The 14,572-nt window shown below is 51.5% G+C and carries 16 protein-coding genes; 15 read left to right on the top strand and 1 reads right to left on the bottom strand.

Annotation, left to right across the window (positions count from 1 at the left end):
- The first annotated feature begins 13 nt into the window (after positions 1–13).
- The 10 genes from AAH446_RS16085 to AAH446_RS16040 all read left to right on the top strand — a co-directional run bounded on the left by AAH446_RS16085 (position 14) and on the right by AAH446_RS16040 (position 10,608).
- Entirely contained in the window at positions 14–256 is a 243-nt protein-coding gene (locus tag AAH446_RS16085) for a hypothetical protein (RefSeq protein ID WP_342907687.1), read from the top strand.
- Entirely contained in the window at positions 234–737 is a 504-nt protein-coding gene (locus tag AAH446_RS16080; protein WP_342907686.1) for a packaged DNA stabilization gp4 family protein, read from the top strand. The genes AAH446_RS16085 and AAH446_RS16080 overlap by 23 nt, the downstream gene beginning before the upstream one ends.
- A complete protein-coding gene (locus AAH446_RS16075; protein WP_342907685.1) occupies positions 697–2,118 on the top strand; it encodes a packaged DNA stabilization protein in 1,422 nt (473 codons plus the stop codon). Before AAH446_RS16080 ends, AAH446_RS16075 begins: the two co-directional genes overlap by 41 nt.
- Complete coding sequence (locus AAH446_RS16070) at positions 2,118–2,786, top strand: phage tail protein (protein ID WP_342907826.1); 669 nt, start codon at positions 2,118–2,120, stop codon at positions 2,784–2,786. Before AAH446_RS16075 ends, AAH446_RS16070 begins: the two co-directional genes overlap by 1 nt.
- A complete protein-coding gene (locus tag AAH446_RS16065; RefSeq protein WP_342907684.1) occupies positions 2,786–3,241 on the top strand; it encodes a DUF2824 family protein in 456 nt (151 codons plus the stop codon). The genes AAH446_RS16070 and AAH446_RS16065 overlap by 1 nt, the downstream gene beginning before the upstream one ends.
- A gap of 2 nt (positions 3,242–3,243) precedes the next feature.
- Complete coding sequence (locus AAH446_RS16060; RefSeq protein ID WP_342907683.1) at positions 3,244–3,915, top strand: DNA transfer protein; 672 nt, start codon at positions 3,244–3,246, stop codon at positions 3,913–3,915.
- Positions 3,916–3,924: 9 nt separating this feature from the next.
- The gene (locus AAH446_RS16055; protein ID WP_342907682.1) at positions 3,925–5,388 is read left to right on the top strand and encodes a phage DNA ejection protein; all 1,464 of its coding nucleotides are present in this window, start codon (positions 3,925–3,927) and stop codon (positions 5,386–5,388) included.
- Positions 5,388–7,304 (top strand): lytic transglycosylase domain-containing protein, encoded by a 1,917-nt coding sequence (locus AAH446_RS16050; protein WP_342907681.1) that lies wholly within the window; start codon positions 5,388–5,390, stop codon positions 7,302–7,304. Before AAH446_RS16055 ends, AAH446_RS16050 begins: the two co-directional genes overlap by 1 nt.
- Positions 7,305–7,365: 61 nt before the next feature.
- Entirely contained in the window at positions 7,366–9,399 is a 2,034-nt protein-coding gene (locus tag AAH446_RS16045) for a phage head-binding domain-containing protein (protein WP_342907680.1), read from the top strand.
- Positions 9,400–9,501: 102 nt separating this feature from the next.
- On the top strand, positions 9,502–10,608 hold the full coding sequence (locus AAH446_RS16040) for an acyltransferase family protein (protein WP_342907679.1): 1,107 nt from the start codon (positions 9,502–9,504) through the stop codon (positions 10,606–10,608).
- Positions 10,609–10,650: 42 nt separating this feature from the next.
- On the opposite strand, the gene AAH446_RS16035 is transcribed toward AAH446_RS16040, so the two are convergent.
- Positions 10,651–11,055, bottom strand: coding sequence for a hypothetical protein (locus AAH446_RS16035; protein WP_342907678.1), 405 nt, complete (start codon positions 11,053–11,055; stop codon positions 10,651–10,653).
- A 131-nt stretch (positions 11,056–11,186) separates the two neighbouring features.
- On the opposite strand from AAH446_RS16035, the gene AAH446_RS16030 reads away from it, so the two are divergent.
- From AAH446_RS16030 to nlpD, 5 genes are all read left to right on the top strand, one after another.
- Positions 11,187–11,429 carry a DNA polymerase V gene (locus AAH446_RS16030; RefSeq protein ID WP_342907677.1) on the top strand — a complete coding sequence of 81 codons (243 nt, stop codon included), beginning with the start codon at positions 11,187–11,189 and terminating at the stop codon, positions 11,427–11,429.
- A 1-nt stretch (position 11,430) separates the two neighbouring features.
- Complete coding sequence (locus AAH446_RS16025) at positions 11,431–11,751, top strand: S24/S26 family peptidase (RefSeq protein ID WP_342907676.1); 321 nt, start codon at positions 11,431–11,433, stop codon at positions 11,749–11,751.
- Positions 11,752–11,923: 172 nt separating this feature from the next.
- A complete protein-coding gene (gene surE / locus AAH446_RS16020; RefSeq protein ID WP_342907675.1) occupies positions 11,924–12,682 on the top strand; it encodes a 5'/3'-nucleotidase SurE in 759 nt (252 codons plus the stop codon).
- Complete coding sequence (locus tag AAH446_RS16015; RefSeq protein WP_342907674.1) at positions 12,679–13,305, top strand: protein-L-isoaspartate(D-aspartate) O-methyltransferase; 627 nt, start codon at positions 12,679–12,681, stop codon at positions 13,303–13,305. Before surE ends, AAH446_RS16015 begins: the two co-directional genes overlap by 4 nt.
- Before the next feature lie 163 nt (positions 13,306–13,468).
- The gene (gene nlpD / locus AAH446_RS16010) at positions 13,469–14,536 is read left to right on the top strand and encodes a murein hydrolase activator NlpD (protein ID WP_342907673.1); all 1,068 of its coding nucleotides are present in this window, start codon (positions 13,469–13,471) and stop codon (positions 14,534–14,536) included.
- The last annotated feature ends 36 nt before the right edge of the window (positions 14,537–14,572 follow it).

The raw sequence follows: 14,572 nt of genomic DNA, 5'->3' as shown, positions 1-14,572 counted from the left end.
GCAGGAGGTAACTATGGGCGTAATGCTCTACAGAGAAGGGAAAGGCACTCGCGTCTGGGGAAAGCAGTATAAAACCACGGTTGTGAGTGAGAGTGATATTGCGTCATATCTTGCGGATGGCTGGTGCAAGCACCCAGATGAGGTTGATGCAAAGCCAGTAGAAACCGCAAAGATCAAGCGTACGCGCAAAACCAGCGCAGAGGCGGCGGAAGAACCTCAAGAAGAGGTAAGCGATGAATCTGACAACGAAGGGTGACATTGTCCGGGCTGCGTTGCGAAAGCTGGGCGTAGCATCGGACGCAACACTGACTGACGTAGAGCCGCAGTCAGTGCAGGATGCAGTGGAAGACCTTGAGATGATGATGGCCGAATGGTATCAGGACGGGAAAGGCATCCTGACGGGTTACACGTTTTCAGATCTCGATACTCCGCCTTCTGATGGTGATGCGCATGGCATGCGAACGAGCTCCATCAGTGCGGTGATGCATAACCTGGCTGTCCGTATTGCACCTGATTACACCGTAGAGCCCGCGGCTAAAGTGGTTTTCGCTGCGCGACATGGCAAAGAACTGCTTTATAAATCATCCGCGATTGGCCGGGCCCGGCGGTCGCCATATCCATCACGCATGCCAATCGGTAGCGGTAATCGCGCTGTCACACTGAACGAAATTCATTTTTACCCCGGAGAAATACCTGATGCCGATTCAGCAACTACCCCTGATGAAGGGAACGGGTAAGGATTTCCGAAATACTGACTACGTGGACCTGCTGCCCGTAAACATGCTGGCGACACCAAAGGAAGTCCTTGGGGCAAATGGATACCTGCGTTCATTCCCCGGTATTGCTAAGAAATTGGAAGTGGATGGCCCGTCACGAGGGGGTATGTTCAATTCGAATCAGAGCGTGGTATATCGCGTATGTGGCGAAAAGCTTTATCGTGGTGAAGAGGTTATAGGATCAGTCTCTGGCAACAAACGAGTCAGCATGGCATGCAGTTACAACAGCCAGGCTGTGGGCGCAAACGGCACAATGATGCTGTTCCGCTATGACAACACTACTAAATCTCTGTCTAACTGGGACCAATCCACCGGATACATTCAGTACGATCTGGGAAGGCTCAGGGACCTGTGCAGAAACCGATCTAGATATGTGTGGAGCAAGGACGGAACGGATTCTTTCTTCGTAAGCGATTTGGAGGATGAGTCCAAACCCGACCGTTACAGCGCACAGTATCGCGCTGAGAGCCAGCCGGATGGCATTGTTGGCATTGATAACTGGCGAGACTTCGTTATCTGCTTCGGTGCCACCACCATTGAGTATTTCTCACTCACGGGGGCATCCACTGCTGTAGGGGCTGCGCTTTACACGGCCCAACCGTCAATGATGGTTCAAAAGGGTATCGCTGGGACGTACTGCAAGACCAAATTTGCAGATTCTCATGCAATCATCAGTCACCCTGCAACCGGTGCGCCATCGGTCTACCTCATTAACTCCGGTCAGGCCACACCCATTGCTACTGCATCAGTTGAGCGGATACTCCAGAGCTATACAGCGGATGAATTGGCCGCCGGAGTAATGGAGACAACCCGGTTTGAGGCTCATGAACTGCTGCTGATACACCTGGTGCGTCACGTCCTTGTCTATGATGGCTCCGTTTCTCAGTCCGGTCCGCAGTGGTCGATATTGAAAACAGGCCTGGCTGATAATGCCTGGCGGGGTATTGACCTGATTTACGAAGGGAGTGCCATAACCTGTGGCGATAAGTCGTCACCGGCGACCGGTACCCTCACCATGTCCTCATCGGCACAATATGGCGAAGAGCAGGAGCACCTACTGTACACGCCAATGTTTAAAGCCGATAACGCCCGCGTGTTCGATTTTGAGATTGAATCCTCGTCGGGGTTGGTTCAGGTGGCTGACCGGCTATTTATCTCTGCCACCGCAGATGGAATTAACTATGGACGGGAGCAGATGGTAAGTCGCGACGAGCCGTTTGCTTACGATCGAAGGGTGCTCTGGCGACGCATTGGGCGCATCAGGAAAAACATCGGTTTCAAGTTGCGGGTAATTACCTCTGCGCCTGTCACGCTTTCTGGCTGCCAGATAAGGATTGAATGATGGCTGAACCACAAAAAGTCATAGTGCAATCAAACAGGATTGACACAACCATCCTTCCGCCAGGCTTCACGCTGGCATACAAGCTCTATGTGATTCAGCAGACAACTGACATGCAGAACATTGCGGATGCATCCAATAACGCGAATGACCTTGCATATCAGGCGACCATCAGGAACCAGGAGCAGGATTTAATCCTTGATGATCATGAAGGCCGAATTGTTTCCCTGAGGTTAGAAGTTGACGATCACGAGATAAGGATAATCGCCAACGGTGAAGAAATAGGAGCGCTGAATACCAGGCTTGAATCTGCAGAAGGCGCCATATCTTCACAGGAAGTAAGGCTGTCATCGGCGGAAGGAGTTATTACATCCCTGCAAGGGGACTATGTATCCAAAAGCGCCAGCGAAAGTCAGTCTCTCTCATCTGCTATTAATATCCAGACATCTCTTTCAGTTAATGGGACGAAAGTGGTTGGTGCCCGGCAAACAGGCTTCACCGCCGCTACCGGAGCGGCAAATAAAGGTGGCTTCAATGCAGACACATCCTACTCCGTTTCGGCCACCTATACGCAGTCACAAGTTCAGGCCATAGCTAATGACCTGAGAGCAACGAGGCAGCGCGTTAAAGCACTTGAGGATGCGTTACGGGCGCACGGGTTGATTAACTGATGATTACTTTCAAGCCCACGAGAAACATCGACCTGATTGAGGGCGTTGGAAATCACCCAGAAATCATAGCTGGAAGCAATAACGGCGATGGTTACGATTACCGGCCTGAATGCCTCTATTTCGAGGTCAGTGTGCATGGTGAATTTGGCGGCATCGTTTATTACCAAGAAATCCAGCCAATGAGCTTTGACTGCCACGCGATGTATTTGCCTGAGATACGTGGATTCAGTAAAGAAATTGGCCTGGCCTTCTGGCGCTTGCTCCTTTCAACCACCAATGTGCAATGCGTTACCTCGTTTGCCGCCCGCAAATTTCGTCACGGCCAGATGTATTGCGCGATGATCGGCCTTCAGCGTGTGGGAACCATTCGGAAATACTTCAAAGGCGTTGATGACGTCACTTTCTACTCTGCCACCCGGCAGGATTTAACTGAATTCCTGAATCGCGGGAGATAACCATGTTTTATGCAATGAAGCTGGGCAGGAAACTGCGCAGAGAGGAGCCCTTATATCCAGAGGGTGGGGGCGGAAAGGGCGGTGATAATGGCGCTGGCGCTCAGGCCGATGCAATGAATAAATCAACTGAGCTACAGAAGCAGCAGTGGCAGACGGTCATGAATAACCTGGCCCCATTCACCCCCCTTGCACAGCAGTACGTGTCTCAACTTCAGGGGCTGTCTTCGCTCGAGGGCCAGAATTCAGCACTCAATAGCTATTACGGATCTGACCAGTACAAGCAGCTGGCTAATCAGGCTCGCTATCAGTCACTGGCAGGTGCAGAGGCTACGGGCGGACTGGGTTCAACAGCGACCAGCAATCAGTTGGCAACAATCGCTCCGACTCTGGGTCAGAACTGGCTTTCCGGTCAAATGCAAAACTCACAGAACCTGGCGAATATTGGGCTGGGTGCTTTGCAGGGCCAGGCTAACGCCGGGCAGACCTATGCCAATAACGCCGGGGCCCTCTATCAGCAACAGGCCAACCTGGCAGCAGCTAACTCAAATCAGCCATCCGGTTTTTCCAGTGCCATCTCGGGCGGAATGGGCGGCGCAAGCACGGGAATGTCTCTGGGTGGCCCGTGGGGCGCTGCTATTGGCGGCGGGCTCGGCATTCTTGGTTCACTTTTTTAAGGAGGGCTTATGGCTACATGGCAGCAGGGAAACTCTGGCGGCCTGCTGGCGGGGGTCGGCGGAATGAATGCCAATGCCCCGCAGGTAAATGATGCTAACGGCGCTCTGGCCCTTATTCGCAACAATAACGACATTGAGCGCAGTGGAGCGAACAATATTGGACTTCAGGCGCTGCAAGGGATTGGTGGTATTGCTCAGGCATATCAGCAGTCAGCTCAACAGGATGCGCAAAAAGCTTTCAATCAGGCGCATGCAGAGGCATGGGCGACGGGTAATACTGACAAGCTGCGCCAGTTTTCGGTGAGCAACCCAGCATTTGTACAGCAGGCTCAGCAGGCTGTATCCCACCTGGATGAGCAGCAGCGAGCTGACATTGGCAACCTTGCCGCCGGGATGCGCGTATCTCTTTCCCAGGGCCCGCAGGCGTTCAGTAAGTTTGTGAACGAAAATGCCAGCAGCCTGAATCGCGTTGGCGCTGACCCGAATACTGTTTTGCAGATGGGGGTTAGCGATCCGCAGCAGGCGCAGCAGTTTGTTGACACCCTCGGAATGTCTTCATTGGGTGGAAAGGACTACTTCGACACGGTTGATAAGCAGCAGGGAAGACAGATTGACGCCGGACGTCTTCAGGAGGCGATCCGTAGCAACCAGGCTGGCGAGGCCATTCAGGTGCGTGGGCAGGATGTATCGGCGGCCACTACGCGGCGCGGTCAGGATATGTCTTACTCTTCATCAATGACCGGTCACAATATCGCTTCACAGCGCCTTGCACTGGATAAGGATAAGTTCGGCCTTGATATGCAGGTAGCCCAGCAGAAGGCGCAGCAGCTGATAGAAGGCGCGCCAAAGTTATCGGTGAACATGGAAAAAAGTATTGATCAGGCCATGACCGACGCCACCTCAAGCCGAAATAGCGCTACCTCAATGGGTGCGCTGGCAGAACAGTTCCGGACGCAGAAACCAACGGCAGGCATATTCGGAAACCTGCAAACCCGCATGTCGGAGCTTACGGGCTCAGATTCAACGCTGCGTGATTTGCGGATCCGACAGAATGCGCTCATTAACTCTCAGGTTCTGAAGTTCCTGCCGCCCGGCCCTGCAACCGATCGCGATATTGAAATTGCAAGGCAGGGCGCCCCAAGCAAATTCGACAACCCTGAAGTTGTTGCCCGCTGGCTTGATGCTATGTCACGTACAGAGAAAAGAGCGGCGGCGTTTAACGATTTCAAAGCCGAATGGCTAAGCGCAAATGGTAACCCCGGCCAGTCCCGGAAAGAGACGAGCATCCTCGGCATGGATATCCAGAAAGGGGAGTCATTCAACCAGGCAGCCAAGCGCTTTATGAAGACCAACGAGAGGGACATAACCGGCGGCGTCAGCAGTCAAGCGCCCAGCCAGTCCACGAACGTGACTCCAGCCCAGCAACCCACGACGGCAGCTGGCGGTAGCTTCTCTAATTTATGGGGTGATTAATGGCTAAGCCGTGGCGCGAGGTAATCGCCTCGCCACAATATCAGGCGCTCCCTCCGGAACAGCAGGCAGCAGCACAACAGCAGTATTTCAGTGAGGTTGTGGCTCCACAGGCTGGCAGTCAGGCAGAGCAGGCTCGTCAGGCGTTTTATTCAGCTTATCCTTTACCGGCACAGGCCGACTCAGCGGGTGATGAAGGTTTTCTGAACCAGGCGGCAATGGGTGTCGCTGAGGCTGGTAGGGCCGCCGCTCAGGCCGGAGTGAACATCGGCAATATTGTTCCGACAGTGGCAGACGCTTTAACCAGTGCCGGGACGTGGGCGGGCGAGAAATTAGGGCTGGGCGATGGAACTTATAATCCCGCGCCACGCCTTGAATTACCTGAGAGCTGGCAGCCTAAAACCACGGCGGGGCAGGTAGCCGCAGAGGCCATTCCGTATTTCGCAAACCCCGCAGCGGCGGCGGGTAGGGCGGCTACTGGATTAGGTGCGCGTGCGGCCGGATTGGTTGCGGAAAATGCCGTGGGCGCTCTGGCAAGTAATAGTGGCACTAACTCAAGTCCGCAGGATCTGGCAACAGATCTGGCAGCTGGCGCAGCGACAAGCGGAGCTGTGAGGGGGTTAACTGCGGGGGCTGGCGCTGTCTATCGCGGCCTGCGTGGCACTCCTGGGGCAGGTGGTGCGGAGTTGTCCCGGTTTGCTGAACAGAATGACGTACCCTTGATGACAAGTGATGTCGTTCAGCCGGGCTCGTTTGTAGGTAAGTCTGCGCAGGCGGCGGGCGAGAAAATTCCATTGACGGGCACCGGCTCACCTCGACGTGCACAGCAGGAAGCGCGCAGCGCACTTGTTCAGCAGTATTCAGAGAGATTTTCAGCGCCGGCACCAGAGGAAATCGTCCAGAGTTTACAGCGTACTAATAGCCGCGTGAAAAATGCGGCAGGGCAGCGACTGCAGCAAATAAACTCCGCCATGGAACCGGCAGGCCCGATCACACCTACTAATGCTATAGCAACCATCGATAGCGAAATAAACAGGCTGTCCCGGCTGGGAGGGGCGGCTGACAGACAGACGATAAGCAAGCTTGAAGCCTATCGCACTGAACTCGCAGGCGGCGCAGATTATGGCTTACTGCGAGACCTTCGAACTCAGTTCCGGCAGGACGTCAAAGGTGAGCGGGTTGTGTGGCCAAGTCAGTCTCAGGCATCAGTAAATCGCGTTTACTCATCCTTGACCAATGATCTTGACAGTGCAGTTAAGGATAACCTCGGCGAGGAAACTGCCCGGCGCTACCGACAGGCCAATGCTGCGTATGCTAATGAGGCTCAAACCATTAACAACACCCGGCTGAAAACCATACTCCAAAAAGGCGACCTCACACCCGAGGTGGCTAATAACCTGCTGTTCAGCAATAAGCCCAGCGAAGTGAGGCAACTGTATTCATCCCTAGATCAGCGCGGTCGCAACGCCGCACGAGCAGCCGTGATTGGGAAGGCATACGAGAAAGCCGGCGGCAGCCCGGATAAATTCCTGAATGAGATTAACCGCATGTCGTCTCAGACCGGAATTTTGTTTAAAGGTGCCGACAGGCAGTATCTGAACGGCCTGACTAACTATCTGGAAGCAACGCGACGGGCTTCAACAGCCGGAGTGCTCAATGCTAACGGACAGGAGCTTTTCCAGCTTGCGGCTCCGGCAGCTGTGGCGGGCGACGTCATTGGCACCGGAGGGGCTGGAACAGCTGCAGCACTGAGTTACGGCGCACTGACGCGTCTCTATGAAAGTAAGCCAGTCAGGAATGCCATAATCCGCCTCAGCGGTACGCCAGCCGGATCAACGCAGTTTGAGCAGCAGCTACAGCGGGTAAATGATATTTCTCTGCCTGTATTGCAGGGCGCAAGGGAAAACGCTTCACAGTAATACGCGGAAAACACAAACATAGCCCGCCACTGCGCGGGCATTTTTTTGCACGGAGAAAATAATGGCAGATATTACTGCAAACGTTGTCGTTTCAATGCCTTCACAGCTCTTTACTGCTTCGCGATCGTTTAAGGCGCTCGCAAATGGTCGTATCTTTATTGGAGTAATCGATAAAGACCCAACCATTCCGGCCAACCAGATTCAGGTTTATATTGAAAATGAGGATGGAGGTAATGTACCAATTGCTCAGCCCATCATTATCAATGCGGCAGGTTTTCCGGTATATGGCGGGCAAATCGTTAAGCTAGTGACCGTTTCCGGCCACGCCATGGCTGTATATGATGCCTATGGGTCACTGGAGCACTACTTTCCCAACGTGCTGAATTATGACCCAGCCCGACTGGATCGGCGATTAAGCAGTACCGAGGACGGAGATGGCGACGCGCTGATAGGCGTAAAGCAGCCTGTTTCCGGTTCCCTTCCGCGCACTCAGCATGATGTTAATGCAGAGCGGATCAGCGCTCTCGATCTGGGGCTGAAATATGTCGGCATGGATGGTGCCAGCGCAACAGAAAACCGCGAGAACATTCACACGGCGATGGCAGTATGTGCAGCGTCTGGCAAAACATTATACGTGCCAGATGGTGTCTATGAGTTTGATAACTGCATTTGTATTGGAGTGTCTAATCTTGCCATTGAGTTTTCATACAATGCAAAATTCGTACTAACCCACAATACGTATAAGCCATCAAATCCTATGGTGGCCGTAGGTGGGTTTCTATTTTGCGGGTATGACAAAGATTTAAATACTGCAAATGTCACCGACATATCTTTGATCAGGCCCCAATTGAACTGCTCTTCTCTTGTGGGGGAGAATGCATTTAGCGGCATAGGTGTTCAGCGTTTAGTTATAGACAGCCCGATAATGGAAAACTGCGTTTACACATCTGAAAACGGTGGTGGTAAGGGGTTTCATTTCGAAGGGAATATTGCAAAAGATATCATCGTAAAAAATCCAGTCATCAGAAACTCATCGATAGGATTTGCGGCGCAGGGTGCACCTAATGGCTCTAAGGTCAGCGCATGGATTCAATTGATATCTCCGAAATTCGAAAACGTTAACATCCCTTTCATGCTGTACGCGCAATACAATAATCCTGAAACCAATAACCCCACCACCATGAGCATATTTGCATCGGATGTGGTGGCGCACAACTGCGGAGCTGTTAGCGGATTCGGTTCGGCAACGGCTGGAGGGATAATTTGCTCAGACAGGGGGGGCGGTCTAGTAGTAAACGGTATTTTTGTTGCTAATGACCTGTCATATAACTCAATCGGTTCATTTTTCCGCGGCTCTATGTTTGGGGTGAGGGTATATAAAGCGAGACTTTATACCTCCTCAGCGGTCTCTATTATTGACCATACTCCAGTCGGGTTTGGTTCACCGTCCAATGCTGAGCACGTTTCTGATATAACTTCCGATATCGAATGCCAGGCCAACCTTGACTACATTTTTAAAGGAGTGAGCGGCGCTCAGTTCGGCAACCACAAGATAGAATGTACTCTGAATTTCAGTGTGGCCACGCTCGCCGGAATTTGTGATCCAGCGGCAGGGGCAAGCAACTCAGCATTAGCAGAAATAATTAACCAGGAAACCGGCCTTCGTACTGGCTGGCGGAAATTTAAAAATCTGTTTGATTCCGGGAATAGTGCAGGTGTTGCGAGGCGGTATGATGCTCAGGGAACATGGACGCCAGTTGATTCATCAGTTGACTCCCTTCCATTAACGCTAAACGGAAGCCAGACATATACCCGAAACGGGGATGTGGTCACCTGCATTTTAGATATAACTTATCCCAGCACATCAGGTGCAGGCCTTGCCCAGGTTAGCGGGCTTCCTTTCACCTCCGCCTCCAGCTCATCTGTTGTTGGGGGCATCTTGATCGCGTTAAGTTCAGAGCTATCCCTGAACAGGGGGGTTGTGAGTTCATCAGGTAAAACTGCAAGGTTTTTTGCTGGGGTTGGACAGCTTACAAATGCCACACTGTCAGGTGACAGGATACAGGCCATTATCACATATATCGCCGGGGAATAGGTCCGAAGCACAAAACGCGGATATCGTTTCAGTGGAAAGCTTGATTAACATTTCCCATGTTATACTATGTCCAACCTTTAAGGATGGCATTGTGGGCATGTTATGAAATTGAGCAAAAGAGAGTCCTTGGGCCTTGATTTTATCAGGGCTCTTGCCTCACTGGCTGTTGTGATAGGGCATGGGATCAGTTATTTCGGTATTTTTAAATTTTTGCATCAGCCAAACATCCCATGGATGCAAAATATTGCCGTTGTTGTTTTTTTCATCCTTTCAGGGTTTGTCATTACATATAGCACAAAACTAAAATCAGCCACTGTTGGTTACGGGTTTTCTGCTTTCTTCTCAGACCGTTTCTCCAGAATATTTTCAGCTTACCTTGTAGCTATTTTGTTTGTTATTTTATTGGATAGCCTCTCTGTTTATATTAATGCAGATGGATATGCTTATAAGGCAGCCTTCAACTTGGCTACTCTTTTCCATAATATATTAATGCTACAGGACTATCCATTATGGAGCCTGATAGGCATTGAAAGTCTAAATCACACTTCTTTTGGGTCTGCCAGAATTTTCTGGACCATCTCAGTAGAGTGGTGGATATACATGTTTTTTGGTGTCCTGTTCTTTAGTCTCATAAAAAAAGAAAAGCTTTCCTTTGCGAATATCGGTCTATTTCTAATTTCATGCTTTGTTGTCGCTCATTACCTGTACGGATCTCGCGGCGGCCATTTAACTATCTATTGGACGTTTGGCATGGCGTTGATGCTTTGCTATTCTAGCTACAAGGAGACTATCAAAGGGTTTGCTGGCAATTCCATTATACTTGCTTCAGCCTTGCTATCATGCGTGTATGTCCAGTCTGGCGTAATAAATGGCTATGATTTTAAGTTCGCATTACTTGTTGCTGTCTCAATAGTTTCATTTGTTAATATGTGCAACTACATAAGAATTGATGTTTTTGATAAATCAATAAGAATTATAGCCAGCTACTCATTTACACTTTATCTTGTGCACTACTCTATAATTGACTTTATAGTCAGGACCTGTGATTTTCAGAATAAATATATTGGATTCCTTTTTTCTTTTATAATGTGTAACGCTATTGCTTTTTTGATATCGCGATATTCAGAGTTCCACCTCAGAGATAAACTAAAAAAAATAATTTCACAAATTATCATCAAAGCAAGCAGTGGTAAGGCTGAAAAGGCCTGAATTAAAACTCATAACATTAGGCGGTTAACTCCGCCTTTTTATTCAGCACTGCTTCAGGGCGAAGCTAACGATGTCATCAATAATGGAATATTCATATTCTTTATCGTTTGTATTCCGGTAATCCATTCCGCTCACCGAAACTTCATTTCCAGAGCTAGCCTTTCTGATCTGCATCGGCACGGTGAAATTGTACAGAGGTGAATCACTGGAATTTAACACTGTGAATACAAAAGAGAATGAAGCACAGGCAGGTTGTTTTGTTACCGCAGATACGGAGCTTGTTTCATAGAAGCTTCCACCAAAAAATCCGGCATCCCCACCTTCAGTGTATGTACTGGGGGCTTTGGTTATCCGGTGAAACGCCGATCGTAATTTTGATATTTCCTTCTTTATTTCTGCGTCTGGAATAATGACTATCGAGCGTCGTAGTAATTCAAATTTATCCATGATAACAATCCTTTATCTGGGAAGTTTTACACATCATAAACTATCTCTGTCGCTCCACCAAAGCAATGCTGCCTTGATAAAACCCACAGCTTAAAATACTGTATATAAAAACAGTAAAACAGGAGGTGATTATGGGGCGCAGAGACGATATACCGGCGGCATTCAGGGCGAGCATCAGGATAAGCGAGAAGGGTTGGCGTACGGTCAGCACGGCTGATTTCGTGCGTAACCTGTCACTGTACGGGCATGAGTGGGGGCTGAAGGAGGCTAACCGCTGGGTAGAGCATTACCAGTCATCATTTAAAGACGTTTCGACCGAAGAGGGAGAGCGGCGGACGTTCATGCTCATTAACCCGAATAATGGGGGATACTGATATGGGGTTCCCGTCATCGGCCACGGATTACGTGGAAACTCGCCTGGATCTGAACGAGCTGTTCATCCGGCACCCTTCCGCCACCTCGATGTTTGAAGATGGCGACACGCGCTATTTTGTTGATGCTTCGGTTCAGCCAGGGCAGGGGCAGGAGATGTGCTTCGAGTTATTTGGAGAACAGCAGCTCGGGAAGATTATGGGTGGGTGCATCGTTACGCCGGACGGAGAGGTCATTGAAGGGGATCTGATGAACGAGGTGATCATCCTCGGTAAGGTTGTGCTGAAAACCATCCAGGTGTTTGATGGCCGGCCAACAATATAAGGTAAAGAATTTCCCTCTACCACTAACCCCACCCAGCGGCTAGAATACCCCCATTCAAAAGCTGCCGATGATCGCAAAAACGGAGCAGCAAACTTAAAACAGGATAACCAGCAGGACAAGAAATTATCGGTTATCATGGCTGCTCTAACATATTCAATGGGTTACGATAAAAATGCGAATATTGCTGAGTAACGATGACGGTATTCATGCGCCAGGCATTCAGACGCTGGCGGCGGCGCTGCGGGAATTTGCTGAGGTGCAGGTAGTTGCCCCCGATCGCAATCGCAGCGGCGCCTCTAATTCTCTGACGCTGGAGACGCCGCTGCGGACGTTCAGCTACCCCGGCGGCGATATTGCCGTGCAGATGGGTACGCCAACCGACTGCGTCTATCTGGGCGTGAATTCGCTGATGCGGCCGGGGCCGGATATCGTGGTTTCAGGTATTAACGCCGGACCAAACCTGGGCGATGACGTTATCTACTCCGGTACGGTGGCGGCGGCAATGGAAGGGCGTCACCTTGGGCTGCCCGCGCTTGCCGTCTCGCTGGATGGACATAAGCACTACGACACCGCGGCGGCGATAACCTGTTCTATCCTGCGTGGGCTTCAGCGTGAGCCGTTACGCACCGGCCGCATCCTCAATATCAACGTGCCCGATCTGCCGCTCTCTGAAATTAAAGGGATCCGGGTCACCCGCTGTGGCAGCCGCCATCCCAGCGATCAGGTGATTCCTCAGCAGGATCCCCGCGGTAATATGATGTACTGGATTGGACCGCCCGGCGAGAAGCTGGATGCCGGTCCCGATACTGATTTCGCCGCCGTTGATGAAGGCTACGTTTCGGTGACGGCGCTGCATGTGGATTTGACGGCGCACGCCGCACAAACTGTGGTCGCAGACTGGCTGACCAGCGCCGGAGTCAGCTGCGAATGATAACCCGACGTATTGATACGCTTCTGGCGCAGCTTCGCCAGCAGGGCATTAATGACGAGAAGTTGCTGCAAGCCATTGAAGAGGTGCCGCGCGAGCGTTTCGTCGATGAAGCATTTGAGCACAAAGCCTGGGATAATATGGCTTTGCCAATTGGCTCGGGCCAGACCATTTCCCAGCCATATATGGTGGCAAAAATGACCTCACTGCTGGAGCTGACGCCCGCCTCACGCGTGCTGGAGATTGGTACGGGGTCTGGCTATCAAACCGCGATACTGGCGCACCTGGTCGAGCACGTCTATTCTGTTGAGCGCATCAAGGGACTACAGTGGCAGGCGAAACGCCGTCTGAAGCAGCTGGATCTGCATAACGTTTCTACGCGCCACGGCGACGGGTGGCAGGGCTGGCCGTCGCGCGGGCCTTTTGATGCCATTATCGTCACCGCCGCGCCGCCGGAAATCCCGGTTGAGCTAATGTCCCAGCTGGATGAAGGGGGCATTCTGGTGCTGCCGGTGGGTGAAGAGCAGCAGCAGCTCAAGCGTATACGCCGCCGGGCCGGCGAATTTTGCGTCGAAACGGTGGAGCCGGTGCGCTTTGTGCCGCTGGTGAAAGGCGATCTGGCCTGACTTGCCGCGCCCAGCACCATACGCATTTACATACATCTGTTAATGGCACCTGGTCAGCGATATTGTTACCATCTCCATTTAGTTTTATCAGTTATCATCGGTGACTGACCGGCAGCGCTTGTCACGGTCAGTCGCCAACGTTTTGCCGTAGCGGGGGATATAAATGAGCACGGGAAGCCCAGTATTCAATTTGAGCCGGATTGCGGCCGTTTCACTTGTTGGTTTTTGGCTTGCTGGCTGTTCCAGCACAGACAACGCACAGGCACCCATCAGCGCCGTAGGCAGCCGCAGCGACGCGACTGCGGGAAACGGCGGCGGCTTGATTAATCGCCCCACCTCCATTTCCGGTAACGCTTCTTCCGCAAGCAGTACGGGAACGAATGGGAACGTCGTGACGCAAAATGGGCGTATTGTTTACAATCGTTCGTATGGGAATATTCCTAAAGGTAGCTACAGCGGTCAGTCCTATACCGTCAAACGCGGCGATACGCTGTTTTATATTGCCTGGATTACCGGCAATGATTTCCGCGATTTAGCGCAGCGAAACAACATTCCTGCGCCTTATGAATTGAATGTGGGCCAGCAGTTGCAGGTTAGTAACAGCTCAGGTGGCACCCTCACCGGTGGCAATGCCATTACCGCGGCGGATGATTCGGCAGGCGGCGTTCCGACTACTCCTGGAAGCGCACAAATTAAAGGCGGAACGGTTGCACAGCAGCCAGTTATTACGTATTCTGGAAATTCAGGTAAATCAAGTGGGGGCAAGATGTTGCCTTCATCCGGTACAAATACTGTTGCGACGACAACAGCGCCGGTTACCGCTCCGACCGTTAGCAGCACAACGACCAGTTCAGCCCCGGTGGGGAGCTGGCTCTGGCCAACTAGCGGTAAGATTATCGATAACTTTTCTGCTTCTGAAGGAGGCAACAAAGGGATTGATATCGCGGGGTCGCGAGGTCAGGCTGTCATCTCAACCGCTTCCGGGCGGGTTGTTTATGCCGGTAATGCCCTACGCGGTTACGGTAATCTGATCATCATTAAGCATAATGATGACTACCTGAGTGCCTATGCTCACAACGATACGATGTTGGTCCGCGAACAGCAGGAAGTCAAAGCGGGTCAAAAAATCGCAACGATGGGGAGCACAGGAACAAGTTCTGTTAGATTGCATTTTGAAATTCGTTACAAGGGGAAATCCGTAAACCCGTTGCGTTATTTACCGCAGCGATAAACCGGCAGAACCCTGGTGTTCTGCCCTGGGATCACG

Source organism: Erwinia psychrophila (assembly GCF_039023475.1).
Lineage (GTDB): Bacteria > Pseudomonadota > Gammaproteobacteria > Enterobacterales > Enterobacteriaceae > Erwinia.
Note: the sequence above shows the minus strand (reverse complement) of the source record. Positions and strands in the feature narration are given on the sequence as shown.